12 protein-coding genes are annotated in these 19287 nt (G+C 64.2%); 8 read left to right on the top strand and 4 right to left on the bottom strand.

What is annotated here, in order from left to right:
* Positions 1–126 precede the first annotated feature (126 nt).
* The 8 genes from ACEQXE_RS04560 (at position 127) to ACEQXE_RS04595 (ending at position 12491) form a co-directional block, all read left to right on the top strand.
* Positions 127–2292, top strand: a complete 2166-nt coding sequence (locus ACEQXE_RS04560; RefSeq protein ID WP_370177767.1) for a S46 family peptidase — start codon at positions 127–129, stop codon at positions 2290–2292.
* A gap of 255 nt (positions 2293–2547) precedes the next feature.
* Positions 2548–3612, top strand: coding sequence for a diguanylate cyclase domain-containing protein (locus ACEQXE_RS04565; protein WP_370177768.1), 1065 nt, complete (start codon positions 2548–2550; stop codon positions 3610–3612).
* A gap of 102 nt (positions 3613–3714) precedes the next feature.
* On the top strand, positions 3715–5217 hold the full coding sequence (locus tag ACEQXE_RS04570; RefSeq protein ID WP_370177769.1) for a cytochrome ubiquinol oxidase subunit I: 1503 nt from the start codon (positions 3715–3717) through the stop codon (positions 5215–5217).
* Positions 5214–6212, top strand: a complete 999-nt coding sequence (gene cydB / locus ACEQXE_RS04575; RefSeq protein ID WP_370177770.1) for a cytochrome d ubiquinol oxidase subunit II — start codon at positions 5214–5216, stop codon at positions 6210–6212. The genes ACEQXE_RS04570 and cydB overlap by 4 nt, the downstream gene beginning before the upstream one ends.
* Positions 6212–6337 carry a DUF2474 domain-containing protein gene (locus ACEQXE_RS04580; protein WP_370177771.1) on the top strand — a complete coding sequence of 42 codons (126 nt, stop codon included), beginning with the start codon at positions 6212–6214 and terminating at the stop codon, positions 6335–6337. The genes cydB and ACEQXE_RS04580 overlap by 1 nt, the downstream gene beginning before the upstream one ends.
* A 94-nt stretch (positions 6338–6431) precedes the next feature.
* Complete coding sequence (locus ACEQXE_RS04585) at positions 6432–7916, top strand: efflux transporter outer membrane subunit (protein WP_370177772.1); 1485 nt, start codon at positions 6432–6434, stop codon at positions 7914–7916.
* A complete protein-coding gene (locus tag ACEQXE_RS04590) occupies positions 7913–9214 on the top strand; it encodes an efflux RND transporter periplasmic adaptor subunit (RefSeq protein WP_370177773.1) in 1302 nt (433 codons plus the stop codon). Before ACEQXE_RS04585 ends, ACEQXE_RS04590 begins: the two co-directional genes overlap by 4 nt.
* A complete protein-coding gene (locus tag ACEQXE_RS04595; protein WP_370177774.1) occupies positions 9207–12491 on the top strand; it encodes an efflux RND transporter permease subunit in 3285 nt (1094 codons plus the stop codon). Before ACEQXE_RS04590 ends, ACEQXE_RS04595 begins: the two co-directional genes overlap by 8 nt.
* A 25-nt stretch (positions 12492–12516) precedes the next feature.
* On the opposite strand, the gene ACEQXE_RS04600 is transcribed toward ACEQXE_RS04595, so the two are convergent.
* The 4 genes from ACEQXE_RS04600 to ACEQXE_RS04615 form a co-directional block, all read right to left on the bottom strand.
* Positions 12517–12708, bottom strand: a complete 192-nt coding sequence (locus ACEQXE_RS04600) for a PEP-CTERM sorting domain-containing protein (protein WP_370177775.1) — start codon at positions 12706–12708, stop codon at positions 12517–12519.
* A 169-nt stretch (positions 12709–12877) separates the two neighbouring features.
* Positions 12878–13060, bottom strand: a complete 183-nt coding sequence (locus ACEQXE_RS04605) for a hypothetical protein (RefSeq protein WP_370177776.1) — start codon at positions 13058–13060, stop codon at positions 12878–12880.
* Positions 13061–13168: 108 nt separating this feature from the next.
* Entirely contained in the window at positions 13169–17686 is a 4518-nt protein-coding gene (gene gltB / locus ACEQXE_RS04610) for a glutamate synthase large subunit (RefSeq protein WP_370177777.1), read from the bottom strand.
* Positions 17683–19122, bottom strand: coding sequence for an NAD(P)-dependent oxidoreductase (locus tag ACEQXE_RS04615; protein ID WP_370177807.1), 1440 nt, complete (start codon positions 19120–19122; stop codon positions 17683–17685). Before ACEQXE_RS04615 ends, gltB begins: the two co-directional genes overlap by 4 nt.
* Positions 19123–19287: the final 165 nt, after the last annotated feature.

The raw sequence follows: 19287 nt of genomic DNA on the forward strand, positions 1-19287 counted from the left end.
TCAAACGCCAAGCCTGATCGATCAACGACATGGCCTTTCCCTTGCACCGGGAGGCCGGGATAAATAGCAGGTGATGCTGTAACATCGGCGCGATGTCCGCGTCGAAGACCGCATCAGGGGATACACATGCGTACCAGGGCCATCACCATCGCCGCCTTGCTGGCAGGCGTCGCAGTTCAGCCGCTTAGCGCCAAGGAGGGGATGTTCACCCCCGAACAGCTGCCCGAGATTGCAGACGACCTGCGCGAAGCCGGGCTGGAGCTCGATCCCGAAGCCCTGTCGGACCTGACCGGCTTCCCGATGGGTGCCGTCGTTTCGCTGGGCGGCTGCTCTGCCAGCTTCGTCTCCCCGAAGGGTCTCGTGGTCACCAACCACCACTGCGCGCGCGGATCGGTGCAGTACAACTCGACTGCCGAGAACAACTATCTCGAAAACGGCTTCCTTGCGAAGACCATGGGCGAGGAACTGCCCGCCGCGCCGGGATCGCGCATCTATGTGACGACCGAGTTCAGCGACGTGACACAGCGCGTTCGTGAAGCCACCGAAGACCTCTCGCCGAACGATCGTTACGACACGGTCGAGCAGCGCATGAAGGACATCACCGCCGAGTGCGAACAGGAAGCGGGCTTCCGCTGCCGGGTCGCGAGCTATTACGGCGGCGCGGAATACAAGCTGATCAAGCAGCTTGAAGTGAAGGACGTTCGCCTCGTCTACGCCCCGGCCGACTCGATCGGGAAGTACGGCGGCGATGTCGACAACTGGATGTGGCCGCGCCACACCGGCGACTTCTCGTTTTATCGCGCATACGTGGCGCCCGACGGTTCGGCAGCAGAATACGCCGAGACCAACGTGCCTTACGAGCCGGAGCATCACCTCAAGGTGAACGCAGCCGGCCTCGACGATGGCGATTTCGTGATGGTCGCGGGCTATCCCGGCTCGACCTCGCGCTATGCGATGCTGGCCGAAGTCGAGAACACCTTCGGCTGGAACTACCCGACCTTCCAGACCCTGCTGACCGACTGGATCGAAACCATCGAAACCGCGGCACCGGAAGGCTCGGACGCGCGCGTGAAGTACGAATCGCGCCTCGCCGGGCTCAACAATTTCGAGAAAAACCTGCGCGGCCAGATCGAAGGCGCGCGCCGTGTCGGCCTGATCGAACGTCGCCGCCAGCGTGAAGAAGCGCTTGCCGCGTGGATCGCCGCCGATCCCTCGCGCGCCGCGTACAGCAGCGCCATCTCGGACCTCTCCGACCTGTCGCAGGAAAGCGCCGCCGCCACCCGCACCAGCTTCTGGTACGGCAACGCGACCCGCGCACAGCTGCTCAACGTGGCCCAGCGTCTCTATCGCCTTGCGAAAGAGAACGAGAAGCCGAATGCCGAGCGTGACTCCGGCTATCAAGAACGCGACATGGCGTTCTTCCGCCAGGGCATGCAGGCGCTGGACCGGCGCTATGACGCTTCCGTCGACAAGGCCGAATGGTTGCTGTTTCTGGAAGGCTATCTCGCTCAGCCCGAAGCCGAGCGTGTCGCCGTGTTCGACGAAGCTCTGGGGCTGACGGGTATCGACGATGCGAAGCAGGTCGAAGCGATCCTCGACAGCTATTATGCGGGCACCTCGCTCGACGAGAGCGCCACGCGCCTGGCGCTGATGGATGCCAGCGTCGCCGATCTGGAAGCGAGCGACGATCCCTTCATGAAGCTTGCGATTGCGCTTTACGATTACGAGCAGGGCCTCAAGACCGAGGGCGAGGAACGTGCCGGTCGCGCGTTGGCGCTGCGCCCCGCCTATATGGAGGCGATCACGCAGTGGCAGAGCGAACAGGGCCAGCTGCCCTATCCCGATGCCAACTCGACCCTGCGTATCACCTTCGGCAACGTGATGGGCGGTTCGCCCTTCGACGGGATGGAATACCTGCCCTTCACCACGCTGGAAGGGATCACCCAGAAGGATACGGGCGAAGATCCCTTCAACGCTCCGGAGCGCCAGCTCCAGCTGATCGAGGCGAAGGATTACGGCAAGTACGAACTCGATTCGATCGACTCGGTGCCGGTGAACTACCTGTCCGACCTCGACGTGACCGGCGGCAACTCCGGCTCGGCCACGCTCAACGCCCAGGGCGAGCTGGTCGGCCTGCTGTTCGACGGTACGTTCGAAAGCGTGAATTCGGACTGGGACTTCGACCCGCGCACCACGCGCTCCATCCATGTGGACTCGCGCTACATGCTGTGGGTGATGGAAAAGGTCGACGGCGCGACCAACCTGATCGAGGAAATGGATATCGTCGACTAAGGCGACTTCCCTTGCGAAAACACGAAAGGGCGGCCCTCGGGTCGCCCTTTTTTGTCACCTATGCACCAACCCGAACTGCCGGAATGCCTCCAAAACCGTAACGGCATTTACCTTTCCTAGGGAAAGCTTCTCTAGGCTGCGCGCATGACGTTCGACGACGAGCCCGCCGATCTTTGCCCTGACAGGCCTGAAGGCTGTCTGCGCGCGGAGCGCGGCCCCCTTCCCTGGCTTATGCAATGGAGCCGGGGGACCCCGGTGGAACTGCGACCGGCGATGTACGGCGCCCTGCTCTCTTCACCCGGCGCGATCATCATGGGCGCGATCAACGGGCTGTTCGTCGCCGGCCTCGCCCATTTCACGATCGGCGGCGGCATCTTCGTAGTCATCATGATCGCTGAGTTGATCGTTCTGTCCACGCGGCTCGTCAGCCTCAGGCGGCTCCGGGCGGCCCGATCGAAGGGTGAGATTCCGCAGATCGACATACCGATCACGCTCTCCATCCTGTGGTGCACCCTGCAAGGCCTACTGTTCTTCTTCGCCATGCGCACGGGCAGCACGGCGATCATGGTGGTAACAGCTGCACACTGCATGGGCCTCGTTGGGCCATTATGCGCGCGCAACTACGCAGCGCCCCGGCTGGCGCTGCTGCTGGTCGGCCTTTGTGTGCTCCCCTTCGTTTTCGGCGCGGCCAGCACGGGCGAGCCGCTGATGCTTGCCCTAGTGGCGCTGCTTCCCGGCTTCGTGCTCGGCGTTCTGCAGTTGATGGCCCATTATCGCGGCGCGATGCTCACTGCGCTGAGCGCGGAAATGACCAATGCGGAACGCGCGCGCCACGATCCGCTGACCGGGCTGCTCAATCGTCACGGGTTGGAAAAGGTCGTGCAAGGCCTGTCGCGCGGCGAGGTCTTCTCGCTCGTGTGCTTCGATCTCGACGGGTTCAAGCCTATCAACGACCGTTTCGGCCATGCTGCGGGCGACCAACTGTTGCGCGAGGTCGCCGACCGGATGCGCTCGGCACTGTCCGACGGGCAGGTGCTGGCGCGAATCGGCGGAGACGAATTCCTCACGCTGCTCCCCGGCCAGGGGCCCGATGCCACCGAAGCCACGATCCAAGCCATCATCGCTGAGGTTTCCGGCACGCCCTATGCGGTCGAAGGCAAGAGCCTGGTCGAGATCGGCATGACCGCCGGCTTCGCGTGCTACCCCGATGATGCCACGGCAATGGCCGAACTGCTCGTCCTCGCGGATCGCGCGCTCTACGCGGCCAAGAACGCGGGCAAGGGGTTCGGCGCGCGCTACGCGCCCACATTGGCGGCCTGACGGCCACCCACCTCCCCTGCGCTCGATATAGTTGCAGGAAATGCAACATTTCGTGCAGATTCGGAGCTAGTGCAAACTTTTTGTAAATGATAAAGCGAGCGCATGTTCGATGGCTCAGACGCACTCTTGCTCGCCCGGATACAGTTCGCCTTCACGGTGAGCTTCCACTTCATTTTCCCGGCCTTTTCGATCGGGCTCGCGAGCTATCTCGCGGTGTTGGAGGGCCTGTGGCTCAAGACCGGCAAGCCGGTCTACATGGACCTGTTCAAGTACTGGCTGAAGATCTTCGCAATCGCCTTCGCGATGGGGGTCGTGAGCGGCATCGTCATGTCCTACCAGTTCGGCACGAACTGGTCGGTCTTTTCGGATATTGCAGGCCCCGTCATCGGCCCGTTGATGGCCTACGAGGTGCTGACCGCCTTTTTCCTGGAGGCTGGATTCCTCGGCGTGATGCTGTTCGGAATGAACCGGGTTGGCAAGAAGCTGCACTATGTGGCCACGCTGATGGTCGCAGTCGGCACTTTCATCAGCGCGTTCTGGATATTGTCGGTCAACAGCTGGATGCAGACACCCGTCGGCTACGAACTGGCTGCTAACGGGCAATACCTGCCCGGTGACAGCTGGATCGAGATAATCTTCAATCCCAGCTTCCCCTACCGCCTCGTCCACACGGTGCTGGGCGCCTACATCACAACCGCCTTCGTAGTTGGCGGGGTCGGCGCATGGCACCTGCTAAAGGATCGCGCGAACCTGCACGCACGCAAGATGTTCTCGATGGCGATGTGGATGGCCGCGCTGGTCGTGCCGATCCAGATCGTCGCAGGCGACATGCACGGGCTCAACACGATGGAGCACCAGCCGCAGAAAGTGATGGCGATGGAAGGCCATTACGAGAGCCACCCCGATGGCGCGCCGCTTTATATCTTCGGCCTGCCCAATGACGAGGAACAGCGGCTCGATGCGGCAATCGGCATTCCCAAGCTCTCCAGCTTCATCCTCAAGCACGAATGGGATGCGCCGATAGAGGGTCTCGACACGATCCCCGATGACGAGCAGCCGCCCGTCGCCATCGTGTTCTGGTCGTTCCGCATCATGGTCGGCCTCGGCTTCCTGATGCTGGGCGTCGGCCTGTGGAGCCTCGTCGCCCGCTGGCGCGGCAAGCTGTACGACTGGCCGTGGTTGCACAAGGCCGCGCTGGTCATGGGTCCGTCCGGCTTCGTTGCGGTGATCGCTGGCTGGATCACCACCGAAGTTGGCCGCCAGCCCTACGTCATTTACAACCTGCTGCGCACCGCCGATGCGGCGAGCCCGCTAGACGCGCCCGCGGTCGGTGCCTCGCTGCTGGCCTTCGTGGTGGTCTACTTCGCGGTCTTCGGTACCGGCACCTGGTATATCCTGCGCCTGATGGGCAAGGCACCGCAGGCCCACGAGACCGGCGTCAAGCGCGGCGACACGGGCCCGATCCGTACCGCCGGGATCACTCCGGGCCCCACGCAGGATCCGGGCAACCTGAGCCCGGATTCGCTCAGCTCGATCGAGTATGTCGAACCGCAGGATGACGACGCGCCGGATGTCGGCATAGGGCGCAAGGAGGACGGCGAATGATCGACCTGACCGTGATCTGGGCGTTCATCATCGCTTTCGCGATCTTCGCCTATGTGGTGATGGATGGGTTCGACCTGGGCATCGGCATCCTCTTCCCCACCTTTGCGCCGGGGCGCGAACGGGATCGGGCGATGAATTCCATCGCACCGGTGTGGGATGGCAACGAGACCTGGCTGGTGCTGGGCGGCGGCGGGCTGTTCGCCGCCTTCCCGCTCGCCTACGCGGTGATCCTGCCTGCCACCTACCCGCTGATCATCGCGATGCTGCTGGGCCTCGTCTTCCGCGGCGTGGCTTTCGAGTATCGCTGGCGCGACCCTGCACACCGCAAGTATTGGGACTTTGCCTTTACCGGCGGCTCTATCGTCGCCGCGCTGGCGCAGGGCATGATCCTGGGCGCGTTGTTGCAAGGCATCGAGATTACGGACCGCGCCTATTCGGGCAGTTGGTTTGACTGGCTGACGCCCTACACGCTGCTCACCGGAGTCGGCACGCTCGCTGGCTATGCACTGCTGGGCGCGACCTGGCTGGTATGGAAGCTCGATGGCGATGCGCAGGCCCATGCCCGCAAACTCGGCAAGCTGGCGGCGCTTGCAACAGTCGCGCTGATGGGTGCGGTTAGCCTGATGAACCTGTTCGTCCGGCCCGAGTATTCGGAACGTTGGCTGAGCGCACCCGAAGTCTATTGGGTTGCGCCCATCCCCATCGCCACGCTGATCGTGGCCGGGTTCATGTGGCACGCGCTTTCAAACGACCGGCATTCGAAGCCCTTCTGGCTGGCGCTGGCGCTGTTCTTCTTCGGCATGGCGGGTGTGGGCGTAACCATCTGGCCCTATGTGGCACCACCGTCGCTCACGATCTGGGACGCTGCCGCACCCGTGCGCAGCCAGGTGTTCATGCTGGTCGGCGTGGCCATCACCATGCCGCTCATCATCGCCTACACGATTTGGGCCTACTGGGTGTTTCGCGGCAAGGTTGGCGACGAAGGCTATCACTGATGGCGGATGAGGAAATCGACTCCCCGTTGTGGAAACGGCTCGGCTGGATGGCGGCCATCTGGGGCATGAGCGTGGGCGCGCTGGGCATTGTCGCCTACCTGATCCGGTGGTGGCTGGCACCCTAGGCACCATGCATCCACCCGGGTTGGGTCGCCAATCGAAACTTATTTTCGCGCACCCTCTCGCCAATTAGTGAACGGTGCCGTATAGGCTCGCGATATGCGCACCGCGATTCTCTCCGGGCTCCTCGCCCTTGCCCTTTCCGGTTGCGTCAACATGGCGCCGGAGCGCGCGCAGCCGGAAGTGACCGCGCAGCTTCCCGATGCCTTTCCAAACAGCGAAAATGTGGCGGCTTACCGCCCCGAAGCGTGGTGGACAGCGTTCCAGGATCCCGTGCTCGACGCGCTGGTGAAGGATGCGCTGGCCGACAATCTCGACATTGCCGAAGCATCTGCCCGCGTGGCTCAGGCTGCTGCGCAGGCGCGGGTAGCGCGTTCGGCATTATTGCCAGCAGTGAACGCCAGTGCCGATGCGAATTACTCGAACACGCCCTTGGCGGGCAGTGCATTCGGCGGGCTTGCGGGAGGCGGCGGCGCCACGCCCGACAGGATCGAGAACGATTCCTACTCGCTTGGCCTCGGCGCATCTTACGAGATTGACCTGTTCGGCCGCGCCCGCAAAGATTACGCCGCCGCGCGCGCCGATGCGGTGGCCGTGGAATACGATTACCGCACGGTACAGCTTGCCGCCGCAGCCGAGACCATCGCCACCTATTTCGAGATCGTCGACGGGCGCCGCCAGATCGAACTGACGCTGGAAACCATCGACCTGCTGGCCGAACGCACCGGACAAACCGAAGAGCGATTCCGTCGCGGCCTGACCCAGAGCTTCGAGCTTTACCAGGTGCAGCAGGACCAGCGGAACACGCAAGCGTCGCTGCCCCAGCGTGAAGCCGCGCTAGATGACGCGGAAGGGCGTCTCGCTGTTCTTGTGCGCACGTATCCGCAATCCATGGAGCAGCGGCTCGACCAGCCGCTGACGCCGCGCCTCGTGTTCGACGAAGTGCCTGCCGGACTACCCGCCGACCTGCTTGGCCAGCGGCCCGATGTCGCCGCGGCATGGGCGCGGCTGGAAGCAGCGCGGGCACGTGTGGGCGCGCGACGGGCGGAGCGGTTCCCTTCGATCACGCTGACCGCCGCGCCGGGCACGCAAGCAGGCGACATTGGCGGCGTCTTCGATATCGCGAACAACTGGGCCGTGAACCTCGCGGCGGGTCTCACCGCGCCGATCTTCAACGGCGGGCGGATTTCCGCCAATATCGAGGCTGCCCGGGCAAGCTACGACCAGGCGGCTGCCAACTACGCGCGCACCGTGCTGACCGCTTTTCGCGAGGCGAACAGCGCGCTGGAGGATTACGAAGAGAACCGCCAGCGATACCAGCTGATCTTGGCGCAGCGCGACGAAGCGCGCTTTTCCGCCGACCTGCAGGCCCGCCGTTTCGAAGCGGGCGTCGGAGATTATGTCAGCTACCTCGACGCCTTGCGGGCGCTGTACCAAGTCGAATCCTCGCTCTCATCGGCAGGGCGCGCGGTCGCGGTCTCCCGCCTCGGCGTGCACCGCGCACTCGGCGGCGACTGGGATGCCGATACCGAACCCAATCCCGTCACGCTGACCCCGGCACCACAGGAAGGAAATGCACAATGAGCCGTCAGGTCATCCTCGCGCTTGCCGTACTCGGCGGGGCAATCCTGCTTGCCGTGCTGATGGTGACCTTGCGGCCGGAACCCGAGGAGCAAGAACGGGTCGAGCAGGCTCCGCTGGTGGAAACGGTCGCATTTACGCAAGCCACCGGCCCGCTCGAAGTGCGCGGAAGCGGTACCGTGCAGGCGCGCGAGACAGTGACAGTGGGTGCCGAGGTCGGCGGGCGGCTCGTCTATGTGAACCCCGCCTTCCGCGAAGGCAGGATCGTGGGGCGCGGCGCGACCTTGTTCCGCGTGAACCCGGTCGACTACCAGAATCAGGTCCGCACCGCGCGCGCCGATGTCGCCGCGCAGGATGTCGCCGTGCTGCAGGCGCGCGAGGAAGTGGCTATCGCGCGTGACGAGCTGGAGCGCTTCGCCCAGCGGCAACAGTCGCGCGACGTACTGCAGGCGGGTATCGATCCCGATGACTATGCCGCGCGCATCCTCCCGCCGACCGTGCTCGCGCAGCAGGCCTTCGGTGTGCAGCAAACATCGGCCCCCACCCGTCTCGCCACGCGCGAACCGCAACTCCGCTCTGCACAGGCCGCGCGCGAACGGGCGGCAGCCAATCTGGAGGCAGCGCAATTGTCGCTTTCACGCACGCTGATTTCCGCACCTTTCGGCAGCCTCGTGCAGGAAGAAAGCGCCGCCGTCGGCACGCTGGTGCAACCCGGCCAGGTGCTCGGGACGCTGGTGGCGACCGACGCGTTCGAAGTCCGCGTCGCGCTGACCGAAGGCGAGGCAGCCCTGATTCCCGGTCTCCTGCGCTCAGGGTCGGGACGGACACCGGCCAGCGTCACCTTCGATTTCGGCGGCATCACCTACCGCTGGGACGCCTTCGTTGACCGCGCGGACCCGATCCTCGACCCCCAGACGCGCACGATCGACGTCTTCCTCCAAGTGCCCTCGCCCCTGCAAGCCGGACGCCCGGTGAGCGGCGAAGGCGATGCACCTGCGGGCCCGCCCCTGCTGCTTGGCAGTTTCGTCGAAGCACGGATTACGGGCGACACCAGCGTGCCCTTTGCGCAGATACCGATAGAGGCGCTGCGCCCTGGCAACCTCGTGTGGGTGGTTCGCGATGGCCGGCTGCGCATCCTGCCGGTGCGGGTCATCCAGCGGACCGACGAGATCGCTTACGTCACGACGCCCAGCCTGGCGGCTGGCGGCGCCATCGTGACCAGCAATGTCCGCACACCGACCGACGGCATGCGGGTGCGGACCGCCAACCAGCGCCCGCAGGGGCAACCGCGCGGTGAGTGACGGCGAAGTGCCTTCCGGTCCGGTCGACCGCTATGGCAACGAAGCGGATCGCGCGCGCGACCGCGGTGGCCCGATTGCCTTCATGGCGCGCAATGGCGTGGCCGCCAACCTGCTGCTGCTGGCCATGCTGGTCGCCGGCTATTTCTCCTACACCAGCATCGTGCAGGAGGTGTTCCCAGAAAGCAGCCTCGACACGATATCCGTCTCCGTAACCTATCCCGGCGCGACACCGGAGGAGATCGAGGAATCGATCATCCTCAAGGTGGAAGAAGCGGTCGAGGCCATCGACGGGGTCAAGGAAATCACCTCGGTTGCGTCCGAAGGCGGCGGGGTTACCAATGTCGAGCTGGAGCTGGGCACGGACATTGCTCGCGCGCTGGACGAGGTGAAGTCCGAGGTCGATCAGATCCAGACATTCCCGGACGAGGCGGAAGAACCCGATATCCGGGAGCTGACCACGCGGCAGGTGGTATTGCGCGTTGCCCTGTTCGGCGATGTGAACGAGCGCACCTTGAAGGAAACGGCCTACCAGCTGGAAGATGCAGCCGCCGCGCTGCCCGAGATCAGCTATGTCGAGACATCGGCGATCCGCAATTACGAAATCTACGCCGACGTGCCGCAATCGCACCTACGCGCGCTTGGCCTGTCGCTGCCGCAGGTGGCGCAGATCGTAGGTCAGTCCAGTCTCGACACGCCTGCAGGGGCGATTGAAACGGGACGCGAGGAAGTGCGCGTACGCACCATCGGCCAGAACTACGACCAGCAGGATTTCGAGAATATCATCGTCCTCACCACGCAAGGCGGCGCGACGCTGACCCTGGGCGACATTGCCGATGTTAAGGACGGGTTCGAGGACGCCGATCTCATCACCCGGTTCAACGACCAGCCGGTCGCCTTTGTCGATATCTACCGTACTAGCGACGAACGCGTGCTGGATATTGCCGACGCAGCGAAGAAACTGGTGGAAGAAGATTTCGACCTGCCACCGGGCATATCCCATGCGATCTGGGAGGACAGTTCCGAAGTCCTCGAAGACCGGCTGGACCTGCTGCTGCGCAATGCCGCACTCGGCCTGATCCTCGTGCTCGCGGCGCTGACCCTGTTCCTCGACCTGCGGCTGGCCGCGTGGACTGCTGTTGGCATCGGGGCGACCTTCGTGGGCGCGATCTTCATCCTCGACTGGGCCGGATCGAGCATCAACATGTTCTCCCTGTTCGGGTTCATCCTCGCGCTCGGCCTGGTGGTCGACGATGCGGTGGTGGTGGGCGAGAACGTGTATTCGGAGCGTGAGCGGGGCCGGACCGGTATCGGCGCCGCCATCGCAGGCGCGCAGCGGGTCAAGGTGCCGGTGTTCTTCGCGGTCGCCACCACGGTCACCGCGTTTCTCCCGCTGCTCGCGGTGGGCGGTGTGATCGGCAAGATCCTGGCCGATATCCCGCTGGTGGTGATCGCAGTGCTCAGCCTGTCGCTGGTCGAAGCGCTCTACGTACTCCCGCATCATCTCAGCACGCTGCCCGACCCCCATCAAGCGCCGGGCAATCCGGTGACCCGCTTCTTCGCGGGGGTGCAGGGATGGGTCGATGCGCGGTTCAAGGCATTTGTCGACGGCCCGCTCGACCGGGCGCTCACATTCGTGGTTGCGATGCCCTACTTCATCGTGGCGGCCGGCGTCGCGCTGCTGATCCTGTTCGTGGCCATGCTGCCCGGCGGGATCATCAAGTTCTCGTTCTTCCCCGAAATCGAGGGAGACATCGTAACCGCTACGCTCGAGATGCCGTCGGGCACGACGGTCGAGCGTACTGCTGACATTGCGGCACGGATCGAGGCCGCCGCAGATCGCGCCATCGCGCGCTTCGACGACACCCCACCCGGTGCCAAGCCCGAAGGCGAGCCCGAGACCGATGGACGGCCCTATTTCCTCGAAGCAGTTTACACCACAATCGGGCAGACGCAGGCCAACAACGGACCGAACGGCCCGGAGACTACGCTCCGCCCCAACCTTGCAAATATCCAGCTCAGCCTGGTGCCCGCGGCAGAGCGCGAAGTCTCCGCCCTGGCCATTGAGGAAGCATGGCGCGAGGAGCTTGGCGATGTTCCCGAGGCACGGTCTCTCACCATTTCTTCTTCGCTTCTGGGTGTGGGCGAACCGGTCAACGTCCAGCTCAGCCATCCCGACGATGCCGTGCTCCGCCAGGCATCGGACCGGTTGATGAACGAGTTGTCGAGAGTATCGGGCGTATTCGATATCGAAAGCGATCAGGACGCGGGCCAGCAGGAAATCGAACTGCGGCTGAAACCCGCAGCGCGCACGCTGGGCGTGACCTTGCAGGATGTGGCGGGTCAGGTGCGCGCCGCGTTCTTCGGCGCGGAAGCCGTGCGCGTGCAGCGCGGCCGCGAGGATGTGCGGGTCTATATCCGCCTGCCCGAAGAGGAGCGGGACTCGATCGCCGATATCGAACGCTACCGCGTGCGCGTGCCCGGAGGCGAGGTCGCGCTCTCCAGCCTGGCCGATGTATCCTTCGGCGAAGCGCCCTCGGTCATCCGGCGCGAAGAAGGGCATCGGATCGCCACGATCACCGCCGATGTGGAGAGCGAGACGATCACCGGGCAGGAAGTTGCCAACCTGCTCGACCAGCAGATCATGCCTGCATTGCAGGCGGACTATCCCGCCCTCGCCTACGATTTCGGCGGGGAGCAGGAAGAACAGCAGGAAAGCTTCGGCGATCTGGGGAGTGCATTCCTGCTCGCGCTGGTGGCAATCTATGCGCTGCTTGCCGTGCCCTTCCGGTCTTACGTGCAGCCACTCATCATCATGGCCGCGATCCCGTTCGGGATGATCGGCGCACTGATCGGGCACCTGATACTGGGAATCCCGCTCGGCATCCTGTCGATGTTCGGGATCATCGCCCTCTCGGGCGTCATCATCAACGGGTCGCTGGTCCTGATCGACTTCCTGAACGAAAATCTCGCCAACGGAATGACGCCTGAAGAGGCGATCATCGATGCTGCAAAATCGCGCTTCCGCCCGATCATGCTGACCGCGATCACGACCTTCCTGGGTGTCGCACCGATCACCTTCGAGACCAGCCTGCAGGCACAGTTCCTGATCCCGATGTCGGCCAGCCTCGGTTTCGGAGTGCTATTCGGAACCGCGCTGCTGATCCTGCTCATCCCCGCGCTGGCGATCATCCAGATGCGCGCCGTCGCCCGGATCCAGCGCTGGCGCGGCAAATCCGGCGAGGGGGCCGATCATGGTGGGGAGCCGATGGCGGCCTGAAGCCGCCACCGCCCTGCAAGTTCTATCAGGCGACCTTGCGACGCAGCAGGACCACGCCCGCTGCGAGGCCGAACAGGATCGCTACCGGAGGTGCGGGCACTTCGGTCGCTCCACCGCGGGTACCAGTGGGTTCGCCTTCGGGCGGATTGGTATAGGCGGCAGCGGGTACCGCGAAGGTCATGAATGCAATGCCTGCCAGAGCCGTAATCTTGTTCATTGGTGCCTCCCGTTGATGACCCGGCGATTTTGTGAACAACGGCGAGGCTGTGTCCACTGCGCAGCCGGGGATGGCCGAAATCGGGGCGAGGCAATCTTCGAAGGTTAACGCGCTTGCACTCCCCGATAGACGTGCACGAACCCTCAGTCGGGCAGGCTGGGGAGCCGAATTACGAGAGTATCTTGCGCACCAGGATGGCGCCAGCGGCGAGGCTGACGATCAGCGCCATCGGGAAAGCGGGATCGGGCTTGTGTGCGGGTTCCTGCTGTAGCGCGACAGACGGCACACTCTCGCCAGTCGGCACCGGCGCGGCGACCGCCATCATCGCTATTCCTACAATTCCTGCCAGCATGCCGCGTGCCCCCTCCTGTCCCCGAAGACAGGACGATGCTCCGATCAGCGGCGCTGTCCAGCGACAAGCGCAAGCCTGACCGGAAACGGCACGCTTGGGGATATATTGCTACTCCGCAGCTTCCGCCGGCATTGGTTCCTGAGTCAGGGGGTGTTCCAGCTTGTCGAGCATATCCTTGGGGCAAACCTGCCAGAATCTGCCGAGACTTTCCTCCCAGCGATCGAGCAGGCCACGTGCGAATGCGCTATCCGTGAGCTGTGCGTGGCGCTCCACCTGCTGGCGCAACCGCTCGCGCCAGTGATCGCTGGCGACACGTTGCCAAAGTATCGAACCCGCATTTGCCATGGCCGGAAAGTTGCCTTCCGCATCGAAGACAAAGGCCATGCCACCCGTCATACCTGCACCGAAATTGCTGCCCACCGGCCCGAGGATGACGGCCATCCCACCGGTCATGTACTCGCAGCCATTCGCGCCGCATCCCTCGATCACGGTATTCGCACCCGAATTGCGGACAGCAAAGCGCTCGCCAGCCTTGCCCGCCGCGAACAGGGCACCGGAGGTTGCGCCATAGAGTGCGGTATTGCCGATAATGCCATTGTGTTGGCTTTCGCGTGGCGCTCCGGCGGGTGGGTGGACCACGATCTCGCCACCCGACAGGCCCTTGCCGACATAGTCGTTGGCATCGCCCGCAACCGTCAACCGGATGCCGCGCGCCAGGAATGCGCCAAGCGATTGGCCCGCACAGCCGGTCAATTGCAGGTCGAGCGTGCCCTCGGGCAGTCCCTCTGGCCCATGCCGCGTGACAATATGCGACGAGAGCCGCGTGCCAACCGCACGGTGGACATTGCGCACTTGTGCGTGGAGCGTGGTTTGCGCGCCCTGCTCAATCGCCGGGCGCGCGCCCTCCATCACCTCGGCGTCGAGGCTGTCGGGCACGGGATTGCGATATTCCTCGATATTGAAGATGCGCGATTCGTCGGTCTGAACCTTTTGCAGGATCGGGTTGAGGTCGAGATCGTCCAGATGCTCTGCCCCGCGGCTGACCTGCCTGAGCAACTCCGTCCGTCCGATGACCTCTTCCAGCGACGCAACGCCTAGCTTCGCAAGGATGCGGCGCACATCCTCGGCCAGGAAATCCATCAGCTGGATGACCTTTTCCGGGCTGCCACCGAACATCGCGCGCAAGCGCGGATCCTGCGTGCAGACCCCGACAGGGCAGGTGTTCGAGTGGCATTGGCGGACCATGATGCAGCCCATCGCGACAAGGCTCATCGTGCCGATGCCGAACTCCTCGGCACCCAGGATCGCACCGATCACGATCTCGCGCCCGGTCTTGAGACCCCCGTCGACGCGCAGCTTCACCTTGTGCCTGAGGCCGTTGAGCGCGAGCACCTGGTTGACCTCGGCCAAGCCCATTTCCCACGGCGTGCCGGCGAACTTGATGCTTGTCTGCGGGCTAGCGCCCGTACCGCCCGTGTGCCCGGAGATCAGGATCGCGTCGGCATGCGCCTTGGCCACTCCAGCAGCAATCGTGCCGATCCCGGCTGCGCTGACCAGCTTCACGCATACGCGCGCGCGCGGGTTGATCTGCTTGAGGTCGTAGATCAGCTGCGCGAGGTCTTCGATCGAATAGATATCGTGATGCGGCGGGGGAGAAATCAGCGTCACGCCCGGGGTCGAGTGCCGCAGTTTGGCGATCACCTCGTCCACCTTGAAGCCGGGCAATTGCCCTCCCTCGCCCGGCTTGGCCCCCTGTGCGACCTTGATTTCGATCTCTTCGCAATTGTTGAGGTAGTGCGCGGTGACGCCGAAGCGCCCGCTCGCCACCTGCTTGACACCGCTATTGGCCAGGTCGCCATTGGCGCGCGGGGTGAAGCGTTCGGCGGATTCCCCGCCTTCGCCTGAAACCGCCTTCGCCCCGATCCGGTTCATCGCGATGGCCAGCGTCTCATGCGCTTCGGGGGATAGAGCACCCAGCGACATGCCCGGCGTCAGGAAGCGAGTGCGGATTGCCTCACCCGGTTCGACCTTGTCGAGGGCCAGCGGCTCGGCCTTGTCGGGGAAGCCCAGCAGGTCGCGCAGATAGATGGGCGGCTGCTTTTCGACCACGTCGACGAAGCGGCGCCACAGCTTCTCGCTGCCGGTGGCGCAGGCGGTTTGCAGCGCGTGCATGCCCTCGGCACCCCACGCGTGCGTCTCCTCGCCCGAGCGCTGGCGGTAGAAGCCGCCGATCGGCAAGTCTGCGTGGCGAGCACCAAATGCGCTCCTGTGCCGATCCTGTGCGCTCAGGTGTAGCGAGTCGTACCCTTCGCCAGAGATCTTGTTCGGCATGCCGGGAAACAGATCGTTCGTGATGGCGCGGCTGAGGCCGACCGCCTCGAAATTATAGCCACCGCGATAGCTGGAGATGACCGAGATCCCCATCTTCGCCATGATTTTCAGCAGGCCGTCTTCCAGCGACGTACGGAAGTTGAGCAGCGCCTGCTCCAGCTCTATCTCGCCATAGAGCCCGCGTGCATGACGCTCCGTCAGGGCAGCCTCGGCCAGATAGGGGTTCACCGTGGTCGCGCCCACGCCGATCAGCACAGCCAGCGTATGCGTGTCGAGGCATTCGGCAGAACGCACATTGATCGAGGTGAAGCTGCGCAGCCCCTCGCGGGTCAGATGCGTGTGAACGGCAGCCGCAGCCAGAATCATCGGCACGCCCATCCGATCTGGTCCGGTTGCCTCGTCGGTAAGGAAAATCTCCCCCTTGCGGTCCGCCGCGAAGGCTTCCGCTTCCGACCGGATGCGATCGATCGCCAGCCGCAGGTCCTCCGCCGTACCCCCGGCGGGGAAGGTGCAGTCGATCACGCCGATCTTGTCGCCAAAGCCCGCTTCCATCCGCGCCCATTCGCGCGAGAGGAGGATCGGGCTTTCGAGCACCAGCACGTTGTCGTTCTGGTCTTCCTCCTCGAGGATATTGGCCAGATTGGCAAAGCGCGTGCGCAGGCTCATCACATGCCGTTCACGCAAGGAATCGATCGGCGGATTGGTGACCTGGGCGAAGTTCTGGCGAAAGAACTGGCTGACGTTGCGAGGCTTGCCGCTGATAACGGCGAGCGGCGTGTCATCGCCCATGGACCCGATGGCTTCCTTCCCATCGAGCGCCATTGCATCGAGGATCAGCTCCAGATCTTCGGTCGTCATGCCCGCCGCGGTCAGGCGGCGGGTCAGTTCGTCGGGTTCGAAAGAAAGGCTTGCATCCTCGATCTCAGGCAGGTCCTCGATCCCGCGGAACCCGGCGACGAGATCGCCATAGGGCGCCTCGCGGGCAATCCGCGCCTTCAGCTCGTCATCGCGCAACAGCTCGCCTTCGTCGAGGTCGATGGCAATCATCTGGCCGGGGCCAAGTCGCCCCTTTTCGACAACGCGATCCTCTTCCAGCGAAACCATTCCGCTTTCGGAGCCGACCACAAGCAGGCCGTCCTCGGTCCGCGAAAAGGCGAGCGGTCGCAAGGCATTGCGATCGAGGCCCGCGACCGCCCAGCGCCCGTCGGTCATGGCGAGCGCGGCGGGACCATCCCACGGCTCCATCACCGATGCCATGTACTGGTACATCGCGCGGGTTTCGTCGGGAATGTCGGGCGAAGCCTGCCATGCTTCGGGGATCAGCATGGACTTTGCGGTCGGCATCGCCTTGCCGGAGCGAACGAGCAGCTCGATCGCCGCATCGAGGCTGGCGGTATCCGACGCACCGACCGGGATAACCGGCTTGATGTCGTCCGCCACACCCGAGAAGGCGAGGCTCGCCATCTTGATTTCGTGCGTGCGCATCCAGTTCTTGTTGCCGCGGATCGTGTTGATCTCGCCATTATGCGCCAGGGTGCGGAACGGCTGCGCCAACCACCATTGCGGGAAGGTATTCGTGGAATACCGCTGGTGCAGGATCGCCATCCGGCTGGTGAACAGCGGATCGCGCACATCGGGATAGAATGTCGCGAGGCTCTCTGCGAGGAAAAGGCCCTTGTAGACAATCGATCGGGCAGAGAACGACGCGATATAGAAATCGCGCAACTGTGCTTCGACGATCCGCCGCTCGATCCGGCGCCGCACGATGTATAACTGCTTTTCGAACTCGTCGCTCGATTGCTCGTGCGGCTCGGGCCCGGCGATCATCACCTGTTCGATCTCGGGCCGGGTCTCCTTCGCCTTGCGCCCGATCACGGACGCATCGACGGGCACCTGCCGCCAGCCATAGACGAACAGGCCCGCGCGGATCAGCTCTGCCTCCACGATTGTGCGGCAGGCATCCTGTGCGGCCAGATCGGTACGCGGGAGGAAAATTACGCCCACCGCTAGCCGTCCGGGACGCACCTCGTGCCCGCTCGCGTCAATCGCGCTGGTGAAGAATTCCACCGGCAGGTCGAGCAGCAGGCCCGCCCCGTCGCCGGTCTTGCCGTCTGCATCCACCGCGCCGCGGTGCCAGATGGAGGACAGTGCCTCGATTGCAGCATCGACGACCCGCCGCGTGGACTTGCCCGACACTTCGCCGATCAGCCCGACGCCGCAGGCATCGTGCTCGCTATCGGCATGGTACATGCCATCGCGCGCGAGGCGCAGCGCTTCTTCCTGCTGCCGGGTCATGCCGCTGCCGCGCTCGGCTTGCGTTGGCTGGAAAGGTAAGTGTCGATCTTGTCGGCCACGTCGCGCCCATCGCGTACGGCCCACACCACCAGGCTTGCCCCCCGTTCGATGTCGCCACCCGCGAACACCCCGGGAAGCGAGGTCATCATATCGTCATCGCATACCAGCGTGCCCCACTCGCTGACCTTCAGATCGGGATCGCCGAAAATTGCGGGCAGCGGCTCGGGTTCGAAGCCCAGCGCCAGCACGACGAGATCCGCATCGAGGGCAAAGCTGCTCGACGGGTCCACCACGGGGCGACGGCGGCCATCGGCATCGGGCTCGCCCAATTGCATGCGGTTCGCCAGCACGCGCTCGGCACGCTCTCCCCCCTCGATGGAGGCGGGGCCGGAGAGCCACAGGAATTCGACGCCTTCTTCCTCGGCATGGGCCACTTCAGTGCGGCTGCCAGGCATGTTTTCGCGGTCGCGCCGATACAGGCACTTCACGCTGGCTGCGCCCTGCCGGATGGCGGTGCGTACGCAGTCCATCGCGGTGTCGCCGCCACCGATCACGACGACGTTGCGATCCTTCGCCATCAGGCTGCCATCGGCATGGGCTGCGACCTCGTCCCCCAACCCGCTACGGTTCGAGGCGGTCAGGAAATCGATTGCGCGCACGACGCCCTGCTTGTCTGCCCCTTCGACGGTCAACTCGCGCGACTGGTAAACGCCCGTGGCCACGAACACCGCATCGTGGCGTTCGCGCAGTTCGGCCAGGGTCACATCCGTACCGACTTCGACCCCGCGATGAATCGCGATGCCGCCTTCCTCAATGCGCTGTACGCGCCGGTCGACCACGCTCTTGTCGAGCTTGAAGTTGGGAATGCCGTAGATCAGCAGCCCGCCTGCACGGTCGTGCCGGTCGTAGATATCGACCTCGTAGCCTGCGCGGCGCAGATATTCGGCGGCGGTCAGCCCGGCAGGGCCGGCACCGATGATGCCGACCGACTGGCCGTTCGACGGGCCGGGTTCTATCGGACGCACCCAGCCCTCTTCCCAGGCATTGTCGCCCAGGTATTTCTCGATGCTGCCGATGGTGACGGCACCGTGGCCGGAAAATTCGATAACGCAATTGCCTTCGCACAGCCGGTCCTGCGGGCAGATTCTGCCGCAAATTTCGGGCATGGTCGAAGTGCGGGCGGACAGATCGTAAGCCTCGCGTAGCCGACCCTCCGCCGTCAGGCGCAGCCAGTCGGGGATGTGATTGTGCAGCGGACAGTGCGACTGGCAATACGGCACGCCGCATTGCGAGCATCGGCCCGCCTGCGCACGCGCGGCATCATCGGCATAAGGCGCGCCAATCTCCAGGAAGTCGGCGCGGCGCGAATCCGGCGCGCGCTTCTCGGGATAGGCTTGCTCGCGCTCGACAAACTTATTGGTGGAATTACGTTCTATCGGTCCGGCCCAGCTGCAAGCGTGAAAATCTATGATTCGGAAAGTCGACGCCCCCTCCGGCGCACAACTTTTACAGCATTGGCTAGGCGGAGTGAAATTTCAATGCAAAAATATTGCGGTTGCGAACAAGCTGAGCTTTACGCGCCACAATTGCCAGGATCGGGA

The sequence above is a fragment of the Alteriqipengyuania sp. genome (genome assembly GCF_964222115.1).
In the GTDB taxonomy this organism is placed as follows: Bacteria; Pseudomonadota; Alphaproteobacteria; order Sphingomonadales; family Sphingomonadaceae; genus Alteriqipengyuania.